Raw genomic sequence first — 25,940 nt, forward strand, 5'->3', positions numbered from 1 at the left:
GTTATAACAGGAAATGCTATGAAAAACCTGAAAATTAAATATCCTGTTTTTTTGATCCTTTCATTTTTGCTTGTAATTTCAGCATGCACCAAGGATTTTGAAGAGTATGCGGAGCCGACCACCACGGCTGACCAGATAGACCCCAAATATCTCTTTACGCGTTCATTGGTGACAGGAAGTGGCATCAGCGTTGGGGTTTGGCAATATATTCATCAAATCAGCGGTTCTTCCTGGGCACAGCATTTTGCTAATATTCAGCCTAACTTCCGCTGGGACAATTATGAACCTACGCCCGGAAACACAAAATGGGACTGGTATTATGCCCGTGAGCATTTTGCGCCTTTGTTTCTGAATTACCAGGTAATCAAACTTTCGCGCGAACTTAACAATCCGATAAAAGAAGCGGTGGCCAGGATATGGAATGTTTACATGTTCCAGTTTTTAACCGACACCTATGGCGATCTTCCTTACACGGAGGCCTTTGAGTCTATCCGGCCGGCTTTTGATTCGCAGGAATTTATTTATTCAGATATGCTGAAAGAACTCCAGGAATCCGTTCAGCAGATCAAGGATTTTCAGGATGCCGGGTATGAAGGTTACGGGGAAGCCGATGTGCTTTATAATGGTGATCTTGACAAGTGGATCCGTTTTGGAAATACGCTTATCTTAAGGCTTGCCTTAAGGGTTTCAAACGTAGCATCGGCTGAATTGACTCAGCCATACCTGCAGGCTCTGGATCTTTCGGAGACCATGCAACAAAACGGGGATATGGCCCGTATGCTGCCAGATCCGAATGGGGCCACTTATCATGTTAAAAACCCCTTATCGTTTGTTTTTGGCTGGAATGAAGTGAGGATGAGCCAGACCATGTATGATATTCTCACCGGCTTGAATGATCCACGTATGCAAATCATGTTTAATCCCAATGAGGATGGCCTTTATGTGGGTTTGGAGAATGGTCAGAACCCTGATAGCCTCAGCCTGAGGTACAACTCCTATTATCGGCCGCAATTTTGCAATATAGGAAATTTCTTCATCCAGGATAATAACCCATTGTTTATGATGACATATGCTGAGGCCTGTTTCCTGAAAGCTGAAGCTGCCCAAAAAGGATTCATTGTGGGGAGCGCCGAGCAATTTTATGAGGATGGCATACGTGCTTCCATGAATCTTTTGGGAATTACAGAAGAAAGCGTCATCCAGGATTACCTGGAAGGTCCTGCTGCTTTTAATTCTTCCAGTGCCCTTGAGCAAATTTACGCCCAGCGGTGGATTGCTCTTTATCCAAACGGTGCTGAGGCCTGGGCACTTGTAAGGCAGACGGGTGTGCCTGCTATACAGCCCCTGGTGTTTTATTATCCGGGTAATGTGGAAATGCCCAGAAGGAAGCCTTACCCAGTGAATGAGCGCCGTTATAACACTGAAAATTATGATGCTGCCGTTGCTCGTATGGGGGGTGACAGCCAATATACCCGCGTGTGGTGGGATGGTGGAAACTAATCAGAAAAACCTAACTCAATCAAAAACCCAATGATTATGAAAACGACTCTGAGAGCTTTATTTGGAATTTCATTGCTTCTTACTTCTGCATTTATTTTCAATGCTTGTAAGCCTGAAGATGATCCAGAACCCAAGGAGGCTTTAATCACAGCCTTTAAAATAACCAATGCAGGTGCTGAAGGAAACGCTGTTGTTGATGGGGCTATTGATGGCACCAATATTTTGGTAGCCGTTCCCTATGAGACTGATTTGACTATCCTTACCGTTGAGGTTACTGTATCAGAAGGGGCCAACGTAGTTCCAACATCAGGATCCACGCTTGACTTCACGAATCCCAGAAATTTTGTGGTCACCAATGGGGATCTTAGTAACACCTACCAGGTAACTGTTGAAAGAGCTGAACCCACCAATCCGGTGTTAACGGGCCTTTCTGCGGAATCAGCCTCCACAGGTGAGGATTATGAAGTTGATATTGACATCATTGCGAAAACAATTACCATTACATTGAATAATCTTCAGTCAAAAATTATCAAGATTTCAAATGTACAGGTACTTCCTGCCGGGACCACCTGGGAGGTATCACCGGTAGTAGCAGGAACAGATACCATTGACCTCGATGCCAGTCCTGTCATGACACTTTCTTTTGCCGGGAGTAACAGTGAATATGAATTTGTTGCCAACGTGACGCAGGCAGGTTTTAATCCAGAGAATACCAGTGTGTTGATTGATAAATCGAGCGCTTCAGGGTTCCTGCCTTCTGTGATTAACAGCAACGAATCAAGGGGAGCCACTTTCAACGGGCAATATGTTGTCGTTCCCACCCGGAAGGAAGGGAACAATATGTATTACTGGGATGTGGAAGCTGGTGGCGACCAGTCTTCCATGAGTATGGACGGTGTTTCAGGGGGTCTTTGGGTAATCAGTGATGCCAAATTTGTTGGAGATGCTGTTTATGGTTGCAACATGGTTAACACTCAGGATCAGTTGTTTAAGGTTTATAAGTGGGACAATGTTGCCGATGAAACTCCTGAAGTGATCCTTGAATGGGTTGTTGGAGAGCCTGTTTCCCCAGCTGTATCGATTCGCCTGGGAGATGCTCTTTCCATTGTGGGTGACCCTGCCACCAATGGATACATCATTGCATCCAACTTCCCTTTTAGCAACCCGCAGAACCAGTTTTACGTTTGGGGGTTTACGGATGGAGTGCCTTCAGCTGAACCCGCCATCTGGACGGTAAACCCTCTTGAAGGAGCCCGTATTGGGCAATATGGGCGTATAAATCAAATTCCTGGAGAAAGTGATTTATTCCTGGTCTCAGGTGCAGAAATGGGCATTGCTGTAATAAATCTGCAAGGAGAGGTTCTTTATGAAATTCCTGATGCGATAATTCCATTCCGGGCTTATGATCCAAACGTTTTCTTATACAATGACGGCCGCTACCTGACTTATACCATTAATAAGGAATGGCTGGCAGATGGTGCTTATATGCAGGTAGTGAACATAACGGATGGTGCTGATATTGTTGAAGCTTTACAAGCCCTGACGGATGAAAATATTACTTCAAAAATTGTTTATACCAAGGTATTTGGAAACATTGCTGATGTTTGGATCAGTGCTGGTAATGAAGTAGCTTTTTCTACTGAAGGAAAACCGAGGGTGATGGGCTTTACAGTTTTGAATGGTTTTATTGTTCTTGAATTTTCCAATTAGAATTTTATAAGTGCTGCCGGTATGTATTGAATCCTACTGGCAGCCTTTTTTTGAAATATATTTTTAAAATGAGAAGGTACTGGTTTTTGGCAGCCGCTTTGGCGATTCTTTTTATTCCTGCTTTCTTTTCCTGCGAAAAGGATCCAGATCCGGACCCTGATCCCAATGGGGAAGATACGGTGCAATTAAGAATTCTTAGTTTTAATTTTGAAGATTTCAATCCTGTTATAGTCGGGCAAATTGACCATACGGCGAAAGAAATTTCGGCTCAAATTCCCCGTTCAGGAAGTTTAAACAACCTCAAGCCAACAGTTACCTTCACGGAGGGAGCCACTTTGAATCCTCCTTCGGGCTACCCCTATGACTTTTCGCAACCCTTAGGCTTCACTGTAAAGAAAGATAATAAACAGGTCACTTACATTGTGCATGTTGGATATGAAGCCAGTACTGAGAATGAATTAATCTCTGTTTCCTTTCCTGAGCTTTTCCGGACGGGTAGTGTTTCTGGTCAAAGCATCTCTCTGGAAGTTCCTTTTGGAACGGACTTGTCAGAAATTTTGGTTGAGTTTTCAATTTCTCCTTTTGCAACGGTTGAGCCAGAATCGGGTAGCCGGGTGAATTTAGGTGAGCCATTGACCATTACTGTAAAATCTGAAGCGGGCCAGCAGAATGTTTTTACACTGACGACGACCGTTTTGCCACAGGAAACCGGGATTCGTGCATTTTGGATTGCACCTCCATGGCACTCAACATTTTTGACCAGTTATCAACACATAAAAAATGGAGTTGCCCTTGCCAAGGAATTAAATTTCAATACGCTTTACGTTGGTGCCTGGGCCCAGACAAAAACCTTGTATCCAAGCCAGGTATTACTCGATCATTCATCATACACTAGTATTGAACAAACCCTTTTTAGCTCATATACAGGTGGAAGCGGTGATCCGCTTGCTGACCTCATTGAGGAAGCCCATGCTGAAGGCTTGAAGGTAATCCTTTGGTACGAATATGGATTTATGGCGAAGTGGGGCACGCCACCGACTCCTGAGAATGACCCCATCCTTTCAGTGCATCCCGACTGGGTTGGCATCAATAGTTTTGGATCCCAATCAAATTATAATAATTCTGACTATTATTATAATGCTTACAATGTTGCCGTGCAGCAATTTATGATTGACCTGGTTTTAGAAGCGGTTGAGAACTATGACATTGATGGAATCCAGGGAGATGATCGCATGCCTGCAATGCCCAGAAATTCAGGATATGATGAATATACGGTTAACCGTTACCGGACGGAACATGGAGGAACTGATCCGCCGGCTAACTTCAACAACAGTGCCTGGGTAAGGTGGCGAGCTGATATTCTTAACCAGTTTGCAATTGACTTGTTTGACGCGGTAAAAGAAGCAAAACCCAATATTTTTGTTGCCTCATCACCCAATCCCTACCCCTGGGCTTTTGATAATCTAATGCAGGAATGGCCGGTATGGCTTGATGATGGTGTGGTTGAAATTCTTTCTGTTCAGTGTTATCGATACACGGAATCAGCTTATCTCTCAACAATAAATGAAGTTCTAAACTATTTTACCAGTCATGGTGACGGAAACCTTCAACGTCTGGTTCCGGGTATCATTCTCCAGAGTTCTGCGGGGCTTACAGATGCTGAACTGATTGCCAAAAAAATTATGATTAACCGAAGTAAGGGAATTACCGGTGAAGCTTTCTTTTATGATGCCCCTTTGGGAGATGAAAGAATAAAAAAAGTGATCAGGGCTTTTTATCCGGGGCCAGCAATTTTTCCTGATTTTCAATAAAGAATATACCAGTTAATTGCTTTTATGAGCAGGGACTCAGGATTGGATTTTTTGCGGGGTTTGGCAATTTTGGGTATGGTACTCTCGGGTACCATATCTCGTAATGATGAATTGCCAGGCTGGCTGTTTCATGCCCAAATCAGCCCTCCTGACTTTGTATTTAATCCGTCTTTTCCTGGAATTACATGGGTTGATCTGGTTTTCCCCTTGTTCATATTTGCCATGGGAATGTCCGTTCCCTTCTCTTTGCAAAAAAACATCGATAAGGGAAGTCAGATGGGAACCATTGGCAGGAAAATTTTCTTTCGTGCCTTGAAATTGTGGTTTTTTGCCATAATGCTAGGGCATCTTTCATTGTTTCATTATCCAGCTATTGCAGGTTATTGGGCAAATTTGCTTGCTGTCCTGGCTTTTGGGGGATTTTTTCTCGCTTTCCTTGATTTTAGTAAGCTTTCCTTAAGCGGAAAATGGTGGAATACAGCTGGATATTTGCTGTTGATTTTATTGTGCCTGATAAGGGCACGGTTGTTTGATCTGCCATTTTCATTGCAAAATTATGACATAATTATTCTGGTTTTGGCCAATATGGCATTCTGGGGTGGATTAATTTGGCTTATTACCCGGAACAATATGCTTGTCAGACTTGGAATTCTTGCCCTTTATTTTGGCATTTGGCTTTCCCGGGATATTGAAGGCTCCTGGAATAATGATTTATGGAATTTTTTGCCACTCTGGTGGCTTGCTGACCAAATCCCAGCCTTTGGGAATCTTTTGCAAAGCATCGGCATTGAGAATGGCAAAACAATATTTTACCATCCTGACTATTTAAAATATCTGATGATTTTTCTCCCGGGAACCATTGTTGGTGATCTTGTTATTAAACACAATAGATCAGAGCCTATTGTTCCCTTTAATAAGTCTTTACTGTTAGGTGCTGCAATGATTTTATTGATTGTTGGAAACCTTTTTGGACTTTATTACAGATTTCTACTATTGAATCTTTTCGTGAACCTTTTTCTTTTGACTTTAATATTTATTAGCTTCATTGTCAAGGAGTTAGGGTATATAAATCTGTATAAGAAATTGGTTTTATTTGCCATTTTCTGGGTGCTTCTTGGCTTGGTTTTTGAGGCATGGCAAGGAGGGATCAAGAAAGATCCTGCCACATACAGCTACTTTTTCCTTACGACTGGATTCTCAATTTTTGTTTACCTGTCTTTCCATTTGCTTCATAATAAGTCTCGGAGCGTTTCCTGGTGGCGGCCTGTTTTGTCCATTGGAAAAAATCCTATGCTGGCTTACGTTCTGGTTGCTTATTTAATCCTTCCTGTTTTAGGGGCGCTTCAGTTGCAAAATCCACTGGACCATATGCATGAAATATGGAAGTGGGCCGGAGTATTCAGGGGATTGCTTTTAACGACGATCATGATTTTTGTTACAGTTTTTTTTGTGAGAAAGAAACTTTTCTGGAAAACCTGATGATCTAAATCTAAGAATGATGAGACCTTTTGTCTTTGTGATATCAATAGTGTTAATTGTGACTTCCTGTGTTCGGGTTAATCGCCAACCGGACGAAAATCCCGTTGAAGAGAAGTATGTAATGGGCTACCAAGAACCAGTCAGGGGGGTCTGGCTTACCAATGTGGCTTCCGATGCCCTTTTTTCAAAGGGAAAAATTGAGGATGCAGTGGCTTACTGCCATAAGATTGGCCTTAATACCATTTTTGTTGTCACCTGGAATAAAGCCATGACTACCTATCGCAGCCAGGTTATGAAGCAGTTGACAGGAATTGAAATTGATCCGGATTTAGACCCGGATCAAACCGGCCGGGACCCTCTGCAGGAAGTGATCGAGGAAGCAAAAAAATATGGCATAAAAGTCTTTGCATGGTTTGAATTTGGATTCTCTTCCTCTTTTCAGGAGAATGGAGGTGTATTGCTCCAATATAAGCCACAGTGGGCTTCCCTGAATGCTGAGGGGGAGTTGACCTCTAAGAATGGATTTGAATGGATGAACGCTCTTGACAAAGAGGTACAGGACTTTTTGCTTTCATTAATTCTCGAAGTAGTCAACAATTACGACGTTGATGGGATTCAAGGGGATGACCGATTGCCAGCCATGCCATCAGAAGGTGGGTATAATGCCGAAATAATTGAAGCTTATAAACTGGATCATTTTGGGGCCGCACCCCCGGACTATCATAAGGATTATAATTGGATCCAGTGGCGTTCAGAAAGACTTAATGCATTTATGAAGCGCCTTTATGGGGAAGTTAAAGCCAGCGATCCAAATTGTATTGTTTCTATGGCACCCAGCATATTCCCCTGGTCAAAGGAAGAGTACCTTCAAGATTGGCCGACCTGGATTAATTTTGGATACGTGGATATGGTTGTTCCTCAGGTATACAGAAAGGATAGTTTATCCTATGAGCGTACCCTAGCATCAAATATTGAATATGTTCTGCCTGAGAAGAGACATCTAGTTTACCCGGGAATATTGATCCGGGTAGATTCTATACAACCCTCCCGGCAACTTCTGGGTTTTATGATTGATGAAAACAGGAGACATGGAATAGGCGGAGAAGTGTTTTTCTTTTTCGAAGGGTTGAGGGAGTATGAGGAAATATTTATGAGGATTTACGAACCTTAACAAGGCATCTTATGCAAACGCTGCAGGGCTTGGCCCTATTAATTGTTTTTATTGTAATCACAGCCATGATGTCAAAACGCATTTGGCCGGCATTGCTGGCCATGCCGGTTTTGGCCGTTGCTGTTTCACTGATTGCAGGGATTCGCCCCAACGATATTTTCAAGTATGTTATGGGAGAAGGTTCCCTTATGCTTGCTGAACCAATTGTTATCTCAATGTTTGGAGGGGTGCTGAGTATTTTAATGCAAAAAACGGGTATTGCAGAAGGATTTATCAAAAAAGGGGCTGAACTTTCGGGCGATAACCCCTTAGTTATTGCCTTGGTGATGTTCATATTTATTATTTTGTTATTTACAACCCTAGGTGGTTTGGGAGCGATGATCATGGTTGGAGCCATTGTTTTGCCCATTTTGACTTCAGTTGGAATCAGTCGCCTTACTGCTTCAGTAATTATGCTCATGGGTGTAAGCTTGGGTGGAATGTTTAACGTGGGTAACTGGGCACTTTACATGACTTCGCTTAATTTAAACCAGCAGGAAGTTTTAAGATTTATTTTTATCATTTTCGGTATTGCCTTTACAGGATCTTTAATATACATTGTTATACAACTTTATCGTGATGGATTTTCACTTGCATTTTGGAATATTCTCAAAAATTTTCTGATTCTGGTTTTTGTGGGACTAGGTTTTGTGATTATAACCCGTTGGGCTGTTTCCGCCGATTTATCTCCTGAACTTCGGGAGACATTAAAAATATTTGGGAAGGTCGTTTTTTATTTGGTGCTTGCTGTCATAATGATCTTATTCCTGAATGCGGTTTTCAGGGCCTGGAGATTTCGTAACAGCAGTCAGAATCCATTACACTGGGCTTCCATTTTTACACCAGTTATCCCTTTGATCCTTATCCTTGTTTTCAAAGTGAATTTTTTAGCTGCCTTTATTCTTGCCATTTTATATGGGTATCTGATCACCTACAAGCAGAATAATATCAATATTTTATTGAAATCACTTATAGAAGGTTCATCAGTGGTCCTTCCTGCAGTGATCCTGATGTTCGGCATTGGGTGGATTCTGGTTTCTGTTAGGGGACCAAGTACAATTACACCTGAGATTCTGATGACCCATTATAGTACTGAGATTTGGCCGGTGAGGGAGCTTATGGTCCCTTTTGTGAAACAAATCGTACCCAATTCAGGTTGGCAGTATGTGCTGATATTTACGATTCTTGCCCCGCTAGCATTATACCGAGGGCCATTAAATGTATGGGGCATGGGTTTTGGGATTGCTTCCGTGCTTATGGCTGCAGGAATGCCTTCCGGAGCTATTCTTGGTATGTTATGGTCGGTGGGGCAATTGCAGGGTATTTCTGACCCCACAAACCTTCAAAACGTTTGGATTGCAAATGAAATGAAAATAGATGTTCAGAAAATTCTCTATAATACCTTACCCTATTCATGGGCTTTTGCACTCTTGGGTCTCCTTGCGGCAGCTATTATTTATTTTTGACCTTAACCCTTTAGAAGTATGAGCAAGATTAAGGTAGGTATTGACGTAGGAGGCACATTCACCCATGCAGTGGCAGTGGATGTTGAAAAATTTAGTATTTTGGGGAAGGCCAGCGTGCCGACTACCCATAACTCAAAACAGGGGGTTGCCGAAGGGGTCATTGCCTCTATGCAAAAACTGATACAGGAAAACAAAATAAACCCTGGACAAATTCTGCTTATCGCTCATTCAACTACACAAGCCACAAATGCTTTGCTTGAGGGAGATGTTGCGCCGGTTGGGATTATTGCAATGGGAAGAGGCCTTGAAGGTCGGCTTGCCAAAAGGCAGGCCTTTCTGGATGATGTTTTTCTTGCTCCGGGTAAAAAACTTCCTGTTTTTTTTCGATTTATTAATACAACGGATATCCTAACGGAAGAAAAAATCGAGAAAGCTATTTCTGCCCTGGTAAATGAAGGGGCTCAAGTATTTGTAGCTACTGAGGTTTTTGGACCTGATGACAATCAGCATGAAAAACTGGTTGTAAAGGTTGCGGAAAGTATTGGCTTAAATGCGACTGCCGCGTGTGACTTGTCACAACTTTATGGTATTAGGGTGAGGACTCGCACAGCGGTGGTCAATGCCAGCATGATGCCTAAGATGATTGAAACAGCAAACTTGACGGAGCAAGCTGTTAAGGAAAGTGGTGTCAAGGCCCCCCTGATGGTCATGCGTTCTGACGGGGGTATCATGGATATTAAGGAGATGCGAAAACGTCCAATACTTACTATGCTTTCAGGACCTGCAGCAGGCGTAGCCGCAGCCTTAATGTATGCCAGGATCTCTGACGGCATTTTTCTTGAGGTTGGTGGAACTTCAACGGATATTTCAGTAATAAAAAATGGAATGCCCCAGGTTAAAGCTGCACAAATTGGAAAGAACAGGTTAAGCATAAAAACCATAGATGTTCGTACTATTGGAATTGGTGGAGGATCAATACCCCGTATATCTGGAAGCAAAATTGTGGATGTTGGTCCCCGCAGTGCCCACATTGCCAATCTTTCCTATTCAGCTTATGCCGATAATCCCGATTTTTCTGAAATAAAGGTTGAAACCATATGCCCCAAGGAGGGGGATCCGGAAGATTACCTAAAGGTAGTTCGGCCAGATGGTAATTTTACGATTACACCCAGTGCTGCTTCATATTTCAAAGGTTTGGTAAAAGATTTCGGACATGGAAAAGCAAACCTTGATGCTGTCAAAAATGCGGTTTCAAGTGTTGCCAAGATTTTGAATGCTGACCCAGATCAGTTTGCTGAGGACATTCTGTTGAATTGTAGTAAGAAAATTGAAAAGGTCATAAGATCTTTGGCAAGGGAATATAAACTGGACAAGAACTTTTTGACGCTTTATGGAGGAGGTGGCGGAGCCAGCGCTTTGGTACCTCATGCTGCTCAGTACCTTAAAATTAAGCATGAAATTGCTCCTGATTCTGAAGTGATTTCAGCTATTGGTGCAGCAATGGGCATGATCAGGGACACGGTTGAAAAGTCAATCATTAACCCAAGCGAGCAGGAAATTATTGCCATTCGTCAGGCAGCATCAGAATCTGTCATTGCTATGGGGGCAAAACCAGGAACTGTTGAAGTTCAAGTGGAAATAGATAACGCAAACAAAAAAGTAGTAGCAATTGCAACAGGTTCTAGCGATTTGGCTTCAAGGGAAACCAGCGAGCAATTGGATGACGGTGAGCTTAAGTTAGTTGCTTCAGAAGCGTTAAAAGTGGAACCAAAGATGGTTCAGATTCAAGGGAAAACGAATCTGCTTAGATTGGCTGGTTATGAAACCGTTAAGTCTCACTTCTTTGGAATATTGAAGGAAAAACTCAATCCTGCAGTGGTTTTGACCCGTGATGGGATAGTAAAACGCCGGTTTGATGATGTGGTTTGGAGAAAAAGTAATGTATCTGGGGTTAAAACGGTAATTAGCCAATTGATCGAAGAACTTAGATCCTATGGCGATGGAGGGGAATTAATGCCTGATGTGTTCGTCGTTGTCTCAGGGAAAATTATTGATTTATCCGGGCTTATTGAGATTTCTCAGATATTATCACTGATAGAATTCGACCTGAAAGACCTGACCCCAACTGATAATGCGATTGTTCTGGCTGTGAAAAAACGTTGATATGAGGAGCAATTTTGATCATATCATTTGGGGTGCCAATGCAAAAGGAATTGCCCTGGCTTCAAAACTAATTCAACAGGGTCAAACAGTGCTGTTGTTAAACAAATTTGGTTTTCCGGGAGGGAAAGTCACGGAAAGCCTGTCATGTCTTTTTACGAAGGATGAGCGTTTAAATGATGATCTGGATTTAGGTCTTCTTGATTCCATTCGCAGCCAAAGGTTTGGTGTTCTTTTTGAAAATGAACAAGAGCTGTTGCTCCATCCCGAAGCTTTTAAGCGGGCACTTTGGGAAGAAATTGATCGGATTAATATAGATTTTCTTTTTCATGTAATACCCATTGGATTTGAAAGGCGTAATTTTAATCAAATTCAACTCTTTGGACGTCAAGGGCATTTTTTCGTTACTGGAAAGGAAATCCATGATCTATCAGATGAACAACAACTTAAAATTCTTTTTTCAGCGAAGGATTTCCAAGCCGATGTGCTGGTGCATTGTTTTATCACGGACAAAATTCCGGAAGATATGCCCAGCTTTAAAATATATCGTAAGGTTGAAACGCCTATTGGACTTTTTTGCAGTTTTCATTTGGAAAAAATACCCTTATCAAAAACTGACATGTCATTTAATTTAGAATTAGATCGCTTTGCCCAATTTATCTGGAAAAATTATGGAGCAAGATTGCTGATGATTCCAGTCCAACCTGAAATTATTCCCCTGGATGAAGAATAATAGTAAGAAATTCTTTGAAATTGTCAAACACCAATTGATAGTCAGTTGTCAGGCTGAGGGTGATTCGCCTTTTAATTCGCCTGAAGGCGTAACCGCATTTGCAATAGCTGCAAAAATGGGCGGGACAGCTGCCATTCGTACCGAAGGAGTTGAAAAGGCAAGAATGATTGTTCGTGAGGTTGGACTGCCTGTGATTGGTCTTGTAAAATCAATTTTTGAGGATGGGAGTGTTTGTATTACAAGGACCTATCGTGAAGTTGATCAACTTATTGAAGCTGGTTGCGACATGGTGGCCATTGATGGTACTGCCCGAATCAAGGAAGGCGCTAATGGACCGGAATTCATCCGTGAGGTAAAAAAAACAAGAAAATGCCTGATTATTGCGGATATAGCCACTTTTGATGAAGCCCTTGAATGCAAAAAAGCAGGTGCGGATTGTGTATCCACAACATTAAATGGGTATACGCCTGAGACAAAAAATCAGGCATTGGATGAACCTAATATTGATTTGATAAAACAATTGGTGAAAAACCTTGGAGAGGATTATCCGGTGTTCGCTGAAGGGCGAATTAACACACCTGAATTGGCTTTCAGTGCACTTAAGGCTGGAGCATGGGCTGTTGTCGTAGGAAGCGCCATTACTCGTCCGCATTTAATTACAAGGTGGTTTGTTGATGCAATCAAAAGATAAATATGACATCGTTGTTGCTGGAGCCGGAATTGCAGGTATTGCAGCATCTGTAAAGGCAGCCTCAATGGGGGCATCTGTCCTGCTCATTGAACATTATCCATTCCTTGGTGGAATGTCCTCTGCAGGAATGGTATCTCCTTTTATGAAGTCAAAAGCAGGGAACATTGATTTGGTAAAGGGGATTTTTTGGGAGCTGGAAGCCGGAATGAGTAATTTGGGTGGCATGATCGATAATGGTTTTTATGCCTGGGCATTCAGGGCTACTGCGTTTGATCTGCTTCGAAAAGTCCGTGTTGACATTGCTTTTAGCAGCGATGTGGTCAAGGTTAATGTTGAAGGCAAAACCATTGAAAGTATAACCATTGCAAACAGATTTGGGTTAAGTACTGTTTTTGCCAAACAATTCATTGACACAACAGGTGATGCACAACTGATTGTTCTTGGTGGATTTCCCTGGCTTAAGGGAGATGAGAAAACCGGGAAGTTACAGGCCATGACTTTGTTTTTCCGCATGGGTGGAATTGATGTTAGGCGCACAGCGGAATACTGTAAGAATAACCCCAATGATTTTTTGCCATGGATGGATTTCGAATTCAATTTTGAACAAATCATTTCAATTGCAGGGTTTAAAGGTTTAATAAAAGAAGCTCAGGCTAATCATGAGATGCCAAAGGAAATTGAATACATTTTTTTTACTACCATGGCTTCCACTGGTGAAGCTTCATTTAATACAACTAATATTCTGAACATAGATGCCTCAAGTTCAGAGCAACTGACATTTGCGGAAAGAACAGGGCACAAGCAGGTTGCAATGGTGGTTGATTTTCTTCAGAGAAAAATTCCTGGATTTGAGAATGCTTTTTTAATTGATACAGCGCCTCAGGTAGGTGTCCGTGAAACAAGAAGGGCATTGGCGGACTATATGGTGACTGGAGAGGATATCCTTTCCGGGGCCAGATTTGAGGATTCAATTGCCCGTGGTTGTTATGGGATAGATATTCACGGACAATCGGGTGAAACAAGCCGCATGGATGAACTGGGAGAAGGCCAGTGGTATGAAATCCCGCTTAGGTCACTAATGGTTAAGGATGTTGAGAACCTGATGGCCGCTGGCCGTTGTATCGGTGCCACGCGCGAAGGACATGCTGCATTACGCATTATGCCTACTTCTGCAGCTACCGGAGAAGCATGTGGGGCTGTGGCAGCCCTTTCCATAAAAAAGTGTAGTTCCATCCGTGAAGTCCAATACCAGGAGATCCGAAAAAGCTTAATCCATAACATCGAAAATTAATGGCACATAAAATTGTCTTTGGAACGGATGGCTGGCGTGGACTGCTTGACGAGGAACTAAATCTGGAGAACATCCGGAGAGTGGCCCAGGCATTTTCCTTATATCTGCTTCGAAAAACAAACAAACCCAAGGTTGCCGTTGGTTTTGACGGGAGGCGTAATTCTGATTTGTTTGCACTGGAATTCTCCAAAGTGTTAATTGCTAATGGAATTGTTGCAATTCTTTCAAATAGAATAATCCCTACGCCAGTCCTTTCCTTTTATACCCACCAAAATGATTGTAACGCAGGAGTTATGATCACAGCCTCACACAATCCGCCAGAGTATAATGGACTCAAATTTAAAACTTCTGCTGGTGCTCCGTTTAGTTTGGAAGAAACCGCTCTCGTGGAAGGTTTAATCGATTCTGAGCAACCTTCCGTAAAGGATTGTCATCCTTTAGAGATTGATTTCTCTGAACTCTATATTAATCACATTGAAAAGAACATTGATTTAAAACGCATCGCATCATCGGGTTTGTCCTTGCTAACTGATTCGATGGGCGGGGCTGGCATGCGCCTGATTAAAGATATTTGCCTAAAGAACGGTGTGAATTGTAAGTCCATCTTTTGTAAACCCGCTACCGACTTTTACAAACGCATTCCTGAACCAATTGAAAAGAATCTTCAACCTCTTTCTGATGAACTTAAAAAAGGAAATTTCTCCATTGGTTTTGCCACAGATGGTGATGCAGACCGGCTTGGAATTATGGATGAAAACGGGAATTGGGTCAATATTCAGGAGGTGATCTTGTTTTTTTCTGAATACATGGTGGAAAAATTTGGACAATTGGGAGGCCTTGTAAAAACTTCTTCCGTGACGGAAAAAGTGTCATCGCTTCAAGCAGATGACTTGCCAGTGAAAGTGCATGATGTCCAGGTTGGTTTCAAATACGTTTCTGAAGCCATGGTAAAAAATGGCGCCGTTTTCGGAGCAGAAGAATCAGGAGGGTTTGGATTCTTTAATCATCTTCCTGATCGTGATGGTATTTTCTCTGCATTTATGTTCCTTCAAATGCTTACCGATTCTGGTGAAAACAAGCTTTCAGATTTTTTGAAAAGGAAACGTAAGGAATTTGGTGAGGTTTGTTATTCCCGGATCGATGTGAAAACAACCAATACTGAAAGGCATTTAATCTTGCCATTTATTGAAAGAATGCCTCCATTAAAAGTTTTTAGATTCCGGGTTTTGGAAATAAAAACCTTTAAAAACAGCCGGGGCATTACCAATGGCCTTAAATTTAGACTTGAAGGCAACCCCAGGTGGTTGTTGATCAGGATTTCAGAAACTGAGCCAATGGCAAGGGTTTATGCAGAGGGTGAAAGTATGGAGGAGGTAAACAGTTTGCTTTTTGCTGGCAAGCAACTTTTTATATAACTTTTTATTATCAATTATCTTTTCGGATGTTAAAGAACGCTAAATACATTGTTGAGAAGGTCAATTCCATGAGAGGAACCTTCGCCGTGGTGAAAAATCCCGGCTATGTCTTTCCTGCAGAAGAGTATTATCTATTGGCTTCTCCTCTTAAAAAAGTAAAGGACATTAATGCCGTACTTATGGATATGGATGGGACTACTACCACAACTGAGGTGCTTTGTATCCATTCCCTTGAGCAAATGGTAAGAAGGATGAGTGGCAAAATCAAAAGAGAAGATTGGATTGGACTCAATCCCAGCGCTGATTTTCCACATATTATTGGAAACAGTACCACACGTCATATTGAATATCTTATTAACAAGTATGAAAGCTTGCTCGATGATAAGCAAATTGAAATTGCTTTTTTAGAAGCCGCCCTGTGGACTTTGAAATATGGAAATGACCCTAATCGCAAATTGGAGGTTATTCAGAATCTTAGAAAAACGGGTTTAGAAAGAGCCGTTGAAGATTTGACCTCGGCAAAGGAACCTGATGAGGTTATTCGAAAATTTGCCGGGAAATTGAATACAAGCGGTTTTATGAATAGGGTTAATATAGGGATTGATATTTATTATGAGATATACCATAGAATTCTTTCACGCTTGAATAATGGGGAGGGGGTAAAGGTAAAAAAAGAAATCTTTGGTGATTCCGGAGAATATGGACAAGTCATATCGCCCATGCCCGGAATACATGTTTTGATTCCATTGCTTAAGGGGTGGTTGGGTGAAGAAGCAGTTGTTTTTGCTGAATACCTGAAAAAGGAACTGGAACTTAAAATCGGAAGAAAAAGCAAAAAAAAGGACATTTCTGAAATAGAGAACTCCTTAAGAATCTTGGGAGAAAAATTTGAAAACAAGCCCTCAAAGCTTGGATTGGTAACCTCTTCCATTCGTTATGAAGCTGACATCGTTATTCATGAAGTATTTGGGATAATCCGTGATTTTATAGAGCAAAGCCTTCTTTCTGATACTCGTAAGAAAGCGATTGTTCAAAAACTTCAAGACCCTAATAATGTTTATGATGCATTTATTACTGCATCGAATTCCAGTGAAATTCGTCTCAAACCCCACAGGGATCTTTACAGTATTGCACTCCATCAGGCCAACATTCTTCCGGAGGATTTTGGCAAGGTCATTGGTTTTGAAGATAGCCAAAGCGGGACGATCGCCATAAGGGCGGCAGGCATTGGGTGTTGTGTTGCTGTTCCATTTGCAGAAACCTCTGAACATGACCTTGAAGCAGCAGTCCACATTCTTCCTGGTGGTATTCCACAGGCCCTTATTGAGTATAATTTGTTTTTAAAGGATTAGACCTGTAAGCAGTTTCAATTAATAGGTTTTTAAAAAACTACAAACCTAACCAGATTAACTAAATGGCTTCTGAATCAGTTTTTTACATAATATCTAACACGCATTGGGACCGGGAGTGGCGATTCCCTTACCAGAGAAATCGGCAAATGCTGGTTGACATGATCGATGCTGTGATTGAAATCCTTGAGAAAGAACCAGAATACCGGGCTTTCCATCTCGACAGTCAATCCATTGTTTTAAGGGATTATCTTGAAATCAAACCCCAAAACCGCGATCGGATCATTCAACTAACAAAAGAAAACCGTTTGCTGCACGGTCCCTGGTATATCTTACCTGAGGAATTCCAGGTGGGAGGCGAAAACCTTATCCGGAACTTGCTGCTTGGGCACAAAATTAGCAGGGATTTAGGGGGAGTTTCAAAAATAGGTTATTCTCCTTTTAGTTGGGGGCAGATCTCACAGCTTCCCCAAATATATCAGCAGTTTGGTGTTGACTTGATAATGTTTTACAGGGGTGTAAATTCAATTGACAGCCCCAAAGCAGAATTCCTTTGGGAGGGAGCTGATGGTACCAGAATGGTCAGCTCCCGCTTTTCGACCATGCCTAGGTATAATTTTTATTTTTATATCTATCGGCCGGTGATTCATAACGAAGTTTTTGAAGACCTTCAATATCCTTGGGGAAGCAAAGGGACTCCCTTTCATTTTGCCGATTCCAAACAAAAAGACGAGGATTATTTCATTATCTCACCACATGCTGATTATTACACGGAGCGTATTGAGCCTCAGGTAAAAAAGATTATTGCTGACCAGGCTGATGATTTCACTACTCGGCATAAAATATGGATGGAGGGTCATGACTCTTCAGGGCCAAACGCCCAAACCATAAGAATTATCCGTGACATAAGGGAGAAGATGCCCCACCTTAATGTTATTCATTCTACCCTGGAAGAATATGCAGATGCCCTGGCAAAGGATGTTGACACTGAATCACTGAAGGTTGTAAGGGGCGAACGCAGAAGCACCCAGAACAATAACCGTTGCGGCAACCTGTTCGGTTATACGACCTCTGCCCGTATGTATCTGAAGCAGGCCAATTTTGATGCAGAACGCTGGATTCAGTATTTTGCTGAGCCCTTTAACGTCTTTTCAGCCTGGCTGGGGCGCGATATCCTGGACCAGTATCCTGAGACTGCCTGGGAGTTTATCGTTCAGAATTCCGCCCATGACTCCATCGGAGGATGCTCTCTGGACCGCATTCACGAAGATATGATGATTCGGTTTAAGCATTCAGTTGAGATTTCTAAAGGAATTCTGGACCGTTCATTAAAATTCCTCCTCCAAAAATTGAATACTTCCGTCTTTAATGCCGGGGAAAACGCTGTTTTTATTACTGCTGTCAACACAACTAATTTTACCCGCTGTGAGATTGTTAAGGTGTGGATTGATATTCCTGCTAAATACGATAAAGGGTTCTTAAGAATTTTGGACGGATCAGGAAATGAGTGTAATGTTCAGTTAGTTGATCGGCAGGCCACTCAGCCAATTTTGGAGCAAATGATTAACCGGCCCATGTACTTCGATATGATCAGGTATTGTGCCTACATTCAGACACCTGACATACCTTCTTTTGGGCTCAAAAGTATGCTTGTTTTACCATCAGAAAAAACAGTGGAAGAATTTGAATCAGAATCTGATTTTGCCTTAGAAAATGAATACCTGAAGGTTCATATCAATCCGGATGGAAGCCTGAATGTTTTTGACAAGGAACTTCTGGTGGAATATAAAAATCAAGCATACCTCTATGATGAAGGGGAGTCCGGCCATGCATGGGTTAACAAACCTGTTGCACCGTTCACGACAACGTTGAACGAGAATGCTAAAATACATAAGACGATCAATGGAATACTCTACAATGAATATGAGATTATTCATGAGCTATTGTTGCCTGCAGATCTAGCCTCCAGAAATAACGATTCTGGTGTTTTGCGGAGAAATAAAGTGATTTTTGTTGTTGGCCTTTCCCGGGGAAGCAGGCATTTGGACATCAGGGTAATTGTAGATAATCAATCTGAAAGCCATCGTCTTCGCTTGATGTTCCCTTCGGGGATTAACGCATCATATTCCTATGGAGAGGGGCAGTTTGATGTTCCTGCCCGTTCTTTGGAGCGTTTAGATACAAAAGGCTGGATCGAACAGCCAATGATGGATTATCCCGTGCACCATTTTGTTGATGTTAATGACGGCATTAAAGGGCTTGCCATATTAGTGGATGGCCTTAAAGAATACGAAGTGTTGAACGATGAATTTAAAACCATTGCAATAACCCTTTTCCGAACGTTTGAGTACAAGATTAATCCGGCTGCACCCCAGGATTATTCTTTTGAGAAAGGTTCCCAGATGCTTGGGCGTAATGAGTTTAGGCTCGCCCTTTTCCCGCACCGGGGTAGTTGGATCGATGGCAATGTATACAGGGAGGCTTTTCTCTTCAATTATGATCTGAGGCTGGTTCAAACGGGTCAATTGAATGGAGAACAAGGTTCTTCAATGAGTTTTCTGAAAATTGAACCAGAGTCATTAATCTTCTCATGTCTTAAAAAGGCAGAATCAAATAGCCGGGAATTTGTCCTTAGGATTTACAATCCAACCAGCGAGGCGGTCTCCGGCAGAATAAGAGCGCATTCCCGGCTAAAAACCGTTGAAGAGGTTACCCTCGAAGAAATAATTCAAAAAGAAATTCAATTGCTTGATAATAATTCTTTTGAGGTTCTTGTTCATCCCCGCAAAATCAAAACTTATAAACTGACCTTATTTATTTTATCATGATAAAAAACAAATATGGTTACCTTTCCGAAGATGGAAGGGAATTTATAATAACAGATCCGGAAACTCCCAGGCCTTGGTTCAACTATATCTGGAACGATCGTTATGCAGGAATGGTTTCTCATGGGGGAGGGGGCTTCTCTTTTTTGGATACGCCTCGTGACAATCGCATTTCGCGAATGCGTTACAACTGTCTCCCGTGGGATCGCCCTGGCCGCTATGTGATGCTTAGGGATACTGAGACAGGGGAGTTTTGGTCTTTAAGCTGGGCGCCAACCATTGACCGAAAATATGACCACTACGAAGCCCGGATTGGGCAGGGATACACGACCATTGTAACCGAATTCAGGCAAGTCAGGTCTGAATTGACCTATTTTGTTCCTCGCGACCATCATTGTGAAATTTGGAAAGTAAGGGTAGAGAACAAAAGCAATAAATCCCGAAACCTTCAGGTTTTTGCTTTTCAGGAGCTCATGATGGGTAATGCCCTGAACGACATAATCAATCAACCAAACGATAAACACTTTACCGAGATAAAGTTTAATGATCAACATCATGCACTTGAAGCCACCCGCCGTTATTGGGTCCTTAACAAGAAATCCGCATCAGTTGAGCAACCTAATATTGCCTGGGATTATAAGCTGTATTTTTCAATGAACCTTCCCTTGACCGGTTTCGATGGAAGTCTTGATAAATTTATTGGTAAATGGCGCTCTGAAGCTAATCCAATCTCTGTTGAATCTGGAAAGATGAATAATTCGGAGATTACAGCAGGAGACCCCGTGGTAGCAATCCAGTCGGAAATTGAAATAAAACAGTCGGATACAAAAGATTTCAGCATTGTCCTTGCCGTCGCTGATAAGCAGAAAAAAAATCCCTATGATGCCATCCATTTCAAAGATTATCAAAACAATGCCTTTATTGAAAACAAGTTTTTTGAAGTAAAACAGTATTGGGATCATTACCTTTCTCATGTGAATGTTACGAGCCCGGATGAGAAATTCAATGCCATGATGAATGTCTGGAATCCTTATCAGTCAGCAGTGACATTCGACATGGCCCGCAATGCCGGCTATTATCATGGGGGTTTGCTTTTCGGTACCGGGATCCGTGACCAATTTCAGGATATTCTTGGCATGGTGATGGTTGATCCGGGGCGTGTCAGGTCTCGCATCCTGAATGCACTGAGGTTTCAATTTGCAGATGGTTCAACCTTACATAACTTTTTTAAACTGACCGATCATGGCGAACGAACCCATCACAGTGATACGCCACTCTGGATTCCTTTCGGCTTAATCGAATACCTTAATGAAACACTTGATTTCTCTATTATTGAAGAAGTAGTCCCCTTTTATGACGAGGGGGAGGATACCGTTTACAATCATTTGGTGAAAGCCCTTGATTTTGCTATCCGGGATACAACAGAACGGGGCTTGCCGCGCATCCGTAAAGGTGATTGGAACGATACCCTTGATCATATCGGACCAAAAGGGCAGGGGGAGACGGTTTGGGGTGCTTTCTTCCTTTGTTATAGTCTGAAAAAATCCATGGAATTGCTGGAATACAAAGGAGATCAAAGAGTAAAACAACGTTGGGAAAAAGCCTATATGAGGATTAGCCAGGTTGTTAATGACGTTGCCTGGGATGGGAAATGGTATGTCAGGGCCTTCCGTGACAATGGAGAAGCGGTGGGATCAGATTCCGGGAAACAGGGAAAGTTATTTCTCAATGCCCAATCCTGGGCTGTCATCTCTGGCGTTGCTCCTTTCCAGAGGGCAAATGCTGCCCTTGATAGTTGTCTTCAATATCTGGAAAACGATACTGGGATGCAGTTGGTTTGGCCAGCCTTCAGAGAGGTGGATGACTCCATTGGGTTAATTTCACGCTGTGTGCCAGGGAAAAAGGAAAATGGCGCCGTATTTAATCATGCCAGCGCCTGGTTTGTTCTTGCTGCTTTGATAAATGGCAAAGTAGAGGAGGCCTGGCGGGTCTACAGTAAAATGCTCCCTTGGAATTCTTCTGAAGCCTTTGGCATAGACCGTTATGATACCGAGCCCTATGTGTTCTCAGAATACGTAACCAGCCGCGAACATGAAACAGAAGGCCAGGCCTCCCATTCCTGGCTTACCGGAACCTCAGTCTGGATGTTACGGATAGGAATCGATTGGATCCTTGGACTAAAAACAGGATTAAAGGGGATGTGGTTTGACCCGAAAATACCCTCTAACTGGGACAAAGTGAAGGTGGTTAGGAAATATCAGGGAAAAACGCTGAAGGTTACCATTCTCAATCCGGAAAAAGTTAATGCCGGCGTGAAAGATGTGAAAATCAACGGAGAACTTTTGAGGAGCGACTGGCTGGACGTAAGGAAATTCAAGGAAGAAGTTTTGAATGTTGTTGTCCTCCTTAGTAAACACTGATTTTTTTTACCTGATCTCAATGTCATCTATGGCTTCTTTTTCCAAAGCCTCATTGATCATTTTGATGATCTTGGTTTTCCCATAGGAGAGCTCTTGTCGTAAGGCAGGAGAACTGAGTTGAATAGTGAGGGTTTTGTTCTTCAGGCTGAGGCGCTGGGTATATCTTGAAATCCCTTGCCCCATTACCTTTTCCCAGGCTTCTGCAATACGTGTCTCAGTCACTTTTTCTTCCAAGCCAAAATTTTTCAGGAATTCCCTGATCACCTCCCCGAGGGTTTGCTGATTCGAATGTCTCATAGCCTATTGTTTGTGGTTTGGGTGGGATACTTTTGTAATATTTCCTGATTCAATGAAAAAGATCCTGCTTTCCCCCCCAATTTTCCTGAACAAGCTTTCCAGGCGCTCCAGATGTGTGTCAGTAACAAAAACCTGCCCAAAGCTGTCATCGCTCACCAATCTCATTAATTGCTCTACCCTTTCTTCATCAAGCTTATCAAAGATGTCGTCAAAAAGTAGGATTGGACTAAAACCCTTGACCTCCCTGGTAAAGGAAAACTGGGCAAGCTTCAGGGCAATCAGGAACGATTTCTGCTGGCCCTGGCTGCCATAACGCTTGACAGGCACATCGTGAATGAAAAATAACAGTTCATCCTTGTGAATGCCAACGGAAGTATATTGGATGACCCGGTCCTTCTCCCGGGCCTTGATCAATTGCCCTTGAAAATCTCCTTCCAGAAGGGTACTTTGATAATCGATGTTAACCGACTCATTCCCTCCTGAAAGGGCTGAATAATATTGATTGAATACCGGAAGAAAAGCATCAAAAAACTTTTTACGTTCCTCAAAAATCATTTCTCCATGTAAAACAAGCTGTTCATCCCAGATCTCAAGGGATGCGGGGTCGAACGTCCTCCGCTCCGCAAACATTTTCAGTAAGGCGTTTCGTTGGGACAGGGCTTTGTTGTAACTAATCAAGTGATGCAGATATTCATGCTGATATTGCGAGATAACCCCATCCACAAATTTCCTCCGTTCCTCACTACCACCCAGAATCAGCTGCGCATCTCCGGGACTGATAAGGACCAGGGGATACAGGCCGATATGATCAGAAAGGCGATCGTATTCCTTTTTATTGCGCTTGAAAACCTTGCGCTGTTGACGTTTAACCCCACAATAAAGTTCATCCTCTGTGCCATCCATTTGGTAATGCCCCTGCATCATGAAGAAATCCTGCTCAAACAGTATGTTTTGAGTATCAATGGGGTTTGAAAAACTTTTACAAAAGGAAAGATAGTAAATTGCTTCCAGCAGATTGGTCTTTCCTGTTCCGTTATTCCCTGCAAAACAATTGAACTTTGATGAAAATTTCAGGGCGATTTCAGCATAATTACGGAAATTGATCAGGGTAAGTTTCTGCAGATACATATATTTGGGCTTTAAGCAAAGGTAAAAATTAATAAGTAAAAGCCTGGCTCGATTGGGATTTTGGAGGTCAATTCTTACAATTTGTTATTGCCAAACAAACCAGCCCTTAAACAAATGCATAAAATTATGAGGATTCTTTGAACCTTTCTTTTATCCGGTTGTTTTTTAGCCAATAACAACCCAATCAATGAATGAAACTAACTATGTCAATTTAATGAATCACTTATGGACAACTTTTTGATTTACCTTGTACCCCTGATCGGAGTGGTCGCCTTGATTTTCACCTTTTTCCGGACATCCTGGATCAATAAGCAGGACGTCGGGAATGAGAAAATGAAAAAAATATCGACCTTCATTTCCGATGGAGCCATGGCTTTTATCAAAGCAGAGTATAAAATCCTTGCGATTTTTATTGCATTGATAACCCTGGTGTTAATTTTTGTGGCTGACCCGGAAACGTCTTCTCCGCTGGTGGCCTTTTCTTTTATCCTGGGGGCCTCCAGCTCTGCACTGGCTGGCTTTATTGGGATGCGTATAGCCACCAAGGCCAATGTCCGCACAGCCAATGCTGCCCGAAAAAGCCTCAACAGTGCCCTGAAGGTCGCCTTTACTGGTGGCAGCGTAATGGGGTTGAGTGTTGTCGGCCTGGGAATGCTTGGACTGGGTTTTCTTTTCATCCTCTATACCAATATTTTTGGTTTTGAAACCCCCATTACTGTAAGCCGCATTCTTTCCATCATCACTGGTTTTTCATTTGGTGCCTCCACCATTGCCCTTTTTTCTAGGGTTGGCGGAGGAATCTTTACCAAAGCCGCTGATGTTGGTGCCGACCTTGTTGGAAAAGTAGAATCTGGAATCCCTGAAGATCATCCGATGAATCCCGCTACAGTGGCCGACAACGTTGGCGACAACGTTGGCGATGTTGCAGGTATGGGGGCTGACCTTTTTGAGTCTTATGTCAGTTCCATCATTGCCGCGATGGTGCTAGGGGTCTCCCTGCTAACCGCTACCTATAATGATAGTTTCAGTGGCCTTTCACCGGTTGTGCTGCCTATGTTTCTTGCCGCTGCCGGGATTCTCTCATCTATCGTGGGTACATTTTTTGTTCGTGTAAAAGAAGGCGGTAACCCCCAATCAGCTTTAAATGGCGGTCAATTAATTTCTGCAGTAATGATGATTGTTTTATCTTATTTCCTCATTACCAGTATCCTCCCAGATGAAATTATTTTCAAAGACCTGTTGTATGGTGGAATAGAACGGTCCATCACCTCCTTCAATGTCTTCCTTTCCTCGATGATTGGCTTGGTAGCCGGATTGATCATCGGCTATTCTACGGAATATTTCACCGGATTGAATTACCTTCCTGTTCGTATCATTGCCCGTCAATCCACTACCGGAAGTGCCACCAACATCATTTCAGGCTTGGGTATTGGGATGTTCTCAACCATCATCCCCATTTTGACCATCGCCATTACAATCATGATTGTTTTCAACCTGAGCGGATTGTATGGCATTGCCATCGCTGCTGTCGGGATGCTCTCCAATCTTGGTATTCAGCTTTCAGTGGATGCTTACGGCCCCATCTCTGATAACGCAGGCGGTATTGCTGAGATGTCAGAATTGCCTCCTGATGTTCGTGAAAAAACCGATAAACTTGATGCCGTAGGCAATACCACTGCAGCCATTGGTAAAGGTTTTGCCATTGGTTCGGCTGCTCTTACCGCCCTGGCCCTTTTCGGCGCCTATATGACTGCCGCCAATATTACATCCATCGATGTGTCTCAGGCCGTAGTGGTTTCCACGCTTTTTGTTGGTGCGCTTTTGCCCTACGTCTTTTCTGGTCTTACCATTCGTGCGGTTAGTGATGCTGCAATGGCAATGATTGAAGAAGTCCGTCGTCAGTTCAATACCATTGAACCCCTGAAAAAAGCCCTGGCAGTATTGAAGAAGAACGATCATAAGCCCATGTCGCAATGGTCTGCCGAAGATGTGAAGGTCTTCAATGATGCTGAAGGCACTCCTGATTATGCCCGTTGCGTAACCATCTCCACCAAGGCTGCGCTCCGCGAAATGATCCTTCCGGGTGTCATTGCTGTGAGTTTCCCTGTGATTACAGGTCTTTGGCTTGGACCTGAGGCATTGGGCGGATTGCTTGTAGGCGTTACCGTTTCCGGCGTGCTGCTAGCCATTTTTCAGTCCAATGCCGGCGGGTCCTGGGACAATGCCAAGAAACTGATTGAAAGCGGTTTTACACACAATGGACAAACCTATAAGAAAGGCTCTGAAGCCCATATAGCTGCTGTAGTGGGAGATACCGTTGGTGATCCCCTGAAGGATACTTCCGGGCCTTCTCTCAATATCTTGCTTAAACTGGTGTCCATCGTGGCGCTGGTATTGGCTGCTACCATATTTTAATTAAATTATTGAATCATATAATGAGGCGGTCTCAGTCTTT

17 protein-coding genes are annotated in these 25,940 nt (G+C 42.7%); 15 read left to right on the forward strand and 2 right to left on the reverse strand.

Annotated features, from left to right (window positions below; genetic code table 11):
* Positions 1–18: 18 nt before the first annotated feature.
* The 14 genes from V2I46_04175 to V2I46_04240 all read left to right on the forward strand — a co-directional run bounded on the left by V2I46_04175 (position 19) and on the right by V2I46_04240 (position 22,060).
* Positions 19–1,500: a SusD/RagB family nutrient-binding outer membrane lipoprotein gene (locus V2I46_04175; protein ID MEE4176685.1), complete on the forward strand. Its 1,482-nt coding sequence runs from the start codon at positions 19–21 to the stop codon at positions 1,498–1,500.
* A 36-nt stretch (positions 1,501–1,536) separates the two neighbouring features.
* Entirely contained in the window at positions 1,537–3,210 is a 1,674-nt protein-coding gene (locus tag V2I46_04180) for a DUF4623 domain-containing protein (GenBank protein ID MEE4176686.1), read from the forward strand.
* A 68-nt stretch (positions 3,211–3,278) separates the two neighbouring features.
* A complete protein-coding gene (locus V2I46_04185; GenBank protein MEE4176687.1) occupies positions 3,279–5,021 on the forward strand; it encodes a family 10 glycosylhydrolase in 1,743 nt (580 codons plus the stop codon).
* A 24-nt stretch (positions 5,022–5,045) separates the two neighbouring features.
* Complete coding sequence (locus tag V2I46_04190; protein ID MEE4176688.1) at positions 5,046–6,500, forward strand: DUF5009 domain-containing protein; 1,455 nt, start codon at positions 5,046–5,048, stop codon at positions 6,498–6,500.
* Positions 6,501–6,621: 121 nt separating this feature from the next.
* Positions 6,622–7,671: a family 10 glycosylhydrolase gene (locus tag V2I46_04195; GenBank protein ID MEE4176689.1), complete on the forward strand. Its 1,050-nt coding sequence runs from the start codon at positions 6,622–6,624 to the stop codon at positions 7,669–7,671.
* A gap of 11 nt (positions 7,672–7,682) precedes the next feature.
* The gene (locus V2I46_04200; GenBank protein MEE4176690.1) at positions 7,683–9,176 is read left to right on the forward strand and encodes a hypothetical protein; all 1,494 of its coding nucleotides are present in this window, start codon (positions 7,683–7,685) and stop codon (positions 9,174–9,176) included.
* A gap of 18 nt (positions 9,177–9,194) precedes the next feature.
* The gene (locus V2I46_04205) at positions 9,195–11,339 is read left to right on the forward strand and encodes a hydantoinase/oxoprolinase family protein (GenBank protein ID MEE4176691.1); all 2,145 of its coding nucleotides are present in this window, start codon (positions 9,195–9,197) and stop codon (positions 11,337–11,339) included.
* Position 11,340: 1 nt separating this feature from the next.
* Positions 11,341–12,069 (forward strand): FAD-dependent oxidoreductase, encoded by a 729-nt coding sequence (locus V2I46_04210; protein MEE4176692.1) that lies wholly within the window; start codon positions 11,341–11,343, stop codon positions 12,067–12,069.
* Positions 12,059–12,760 (forward strand): N-acetylmannosamine-6-phosphate 2-epimerase, encoded by a 702-nt coding sequence (locus V2I46_04215; protein ID MEE4176693.1) that lies wholly within the window; start codon positions 12,059–12,061, stop codon positions 12,758–12,760. Before V2I46_04210 ends, V2I46_04215 begins: the two co-directional genes overlap by 11 nt.
* A complete protein-coding gene (locus V2I46_04220) occupies positions 12,744–14,051 on the forward strand; it encodes an FAD-dependent oxidoreductase (GenBank protein ID MEE4176694.1) in 1,308 nt (435 codons plus the stop codon). Before V2I46_04215 ends, V2I46_04220 begins: the two co-directional genes overlap by 17 nt.
* Positions 14,051–15,466: a phosphoglucomutase gene (locus V2I46_04225; GenBank protein ID MEE4176695.1), complete on the forward strand. Its 1,416-nt coding sequence runs from the start codon at positions 14,051–14,053 to the stop codon at positions 15,464–15,466. The genes V2I46_04220 and V2I46_04225 overlap by 1 nt, the downstream gene beginning before the upstream one ends.
* Before the next feature lie 26 nt (positions 15,467–15,492).
* Positions 15,493–16,818: a hypothetical protein gene (locus V2I46_04230; protein MEE4176696.1), complete on the forward strand. Its 1,326-nt coding sequence runs from the start codon at positions 15,493–15,495 to the stop codon at positions 16,816–16,818.
* A 1,076-nt stretch (positions 16,819–17,894) separates the two neighbouring features.
* Entirely contained in the window at positions 17,895–19,643 is a 1,749-nt protein-coding gene (locus V2I46_04235; GenBank protein ID MEE4176697.1) for a glycoside hydrolase family 38 C-terminal domain-containing protein, read from the forward strand.
* A complete protein-coding gene (locus V2I46_04240; protein MEE4176698.1) occupies positions 19,640–22,060 on the forward strand; it encodes a hypothetical protein in 2,421 nt (806 codons plus the stop codon). The genes V2I46_04235 and V2I46_04240 overlap by 4 nt, the downstream gene beginning before the upstream one ends.
* A 6-nt stretch (positions 22,061–22,066) precedes the next feature.
* Here V2I46_04240 and V2I46_04245 read toward each other — a convergent pair whose 3' ends face one another.
* Together V2I46_04245 and V2I46_04250 are read right to left on the reverse strand one after the other, a co-directional pair.
* The gene (locus tag V2I46_04245; GenBank protein ID MEE4176699.1) at positions 22,067–22,357 is read right to left on the reverse strand and encodes a DUF721 domain-containing protein; all 291 of its coding nucleotides are present in this window, start codon (positions 22,355–22,357) and stop codon (positions 22,067–22,069) included.
* Positions 22,358–22,360: 3 nt separating this feature from the next.
* Entirely contained in the window at positions 22,361–23,485 is a 1,125-nt protein-coding gene (locus V2I46_04250) for a DNA replication/repair protein RecF (protein ID MEE4176700.1), read from the reverse strand.
* Between the two features lie 225 nt (positions 23,486–23,710).
* Here V2I46_04250 and V2I46_04255 point away from each other — a divergent pair, with 225 nt between their 5' ends.
* The gene (locus tag V2I46_04255; GenBank protein MEE4176701.1) at positions 23,711–25,900 is read left to right on the forward strand and encodes a sodium-translocating pyrophosphatase; all 2,190 of its coding nucleotides are present in this window, start codon (positions 23,711–23,713) and stop codon (positions 25,898–25,900) included.
* The last annotated feature ends 40 nt before the right edge of the window (positions 25,901–25,940 follow it).

Origin of the sequence: Bacteroides sp. (assembly GCA_036351255.1) — a bacterium.
Lineage (GTDB): Bacteria > Bacteroidota > Bacteroidia > Bacteroidales > UBA7960 > UBA7960.

Excerpts from the sequence above, each read along its gene's own strand:
- V2I46_04175 (MEE4176685.1), top strand. The coding sequence starts at position 19 with ATGAAAAACCTGAAAATTAAATATCCTGTTTTTTTGATCCTTTCATTT.
- V2I46_04180 (MEE4176686.1), top strand. The coding sequence starts at position 1,537 with ATGAAAACGACTCTGAGAGCTTTATTTGGAATTTCATTGCTTCTTACT.
- V2I46_04185 (MEE4176687.1), top strand. The coding sequence starts at position 3,279 with ATGAGAAGGTACTGGTTTTTGGCAGCCGCTTTGGCGATTCTTTTTATT.
- V2I46_04190 (MEE4176688.1), top strand. The coding sequence starts at position 5,046 with ATGAGCAGGGACTCAGGATTGGATTTTTTGCGGGGTTTGGCAATTTTG.
- V2I46_04195 (MEE4176689.1), top strand. The coding sequence starts at position 6,622 with ATGGGCTACCAAGAACCAGTCAGGGGGGTCTGGCTTACCAATGTGGCT.
- V2I46_04200 (MEE4176690.1), top strand. The coding sequence starts at position 7,683 with ATGCAAACGCTGCAGGGCTTGGCCCTATTAATTGTTTTTATTGTAATC.
- V2I46_04205 (MEE4176691.1), top strand. The coding sequence starts at position 9,195 with ATGAGCAAGATTAAGGTAGGTATTGACGTAGGAGGCACATTCACCCAT.
- V2I46_04210 (MEE4176692.1), top strand. The coding sequence starts at position 11,341 with ATGAGGAGCAATTTTGATCATATCATTTGGGGTGCCAATGCAAAAGGA.
- V2I46_04215 (MEE4176693.1), top strand. The coding sequence starts at position 12,059 with ATGAAGAATAATAGTAAGAAATTCTTTGAAATTGTCAAACACCAATTG.
- V2I46_04220 (MEE4176694.1), top strand. The coding sequence starts at position 12,744 with ATGCAATCAAAAGATAAATATGACATCGTTGTTGCTGGAGCCGGAATT.
- V2I46_04225 (MEE4176695.1), top strand. The coding sequence starts at position 14,051 with ATGGCACATAAAATTGTCTTTGGAACGGATGGCTGGCGTGGACTGCTT.
- V2I46_04230 (MEE4176696.1), top strand. The coding sequence starts at position 15,493 with ATGTTAAAGAACGCTAAATACATTGTTGAGAAGGTCAATTCCATGAGA.
- V2I46_04235 (MEE4176697.1), top strand. The coding sequence starts at position 17,895 with ATGTATCTGAAGCAGGCCAATTTTGATGCAGAACGCTGGATTCAGTAT.
- V2I46_04240 (MEE4176698.1), top strand. The coding sequence starts at position 19,640 with ATGATAAAAAACAAATATGGTTACCTTTCCGAAGATGGAAGGGAATTT.
- V2I46_04245 (MEE4176699.1), bottom strand. The coding sequence starts at position 22,357 with ATGAGACATTCGAATCAGCAAACCCTCGGGGAGGTGATCAGGGAATTC.
- V2I46_04250 (MEE4176700.1), bottom strand. The coding sequence starts at position 23,485 with ATGTATCTGCAGAAACTTACCCTGATCAATTTCCGTAATTATGCTGAA.
- V2I46_04255 (MEE4176701.1), top strand. The coding sequence starts at position 23,711 with ATGGACAACTTTTTGATTTACCTTGTACCCCTGATCGGAGTGGTCGCC.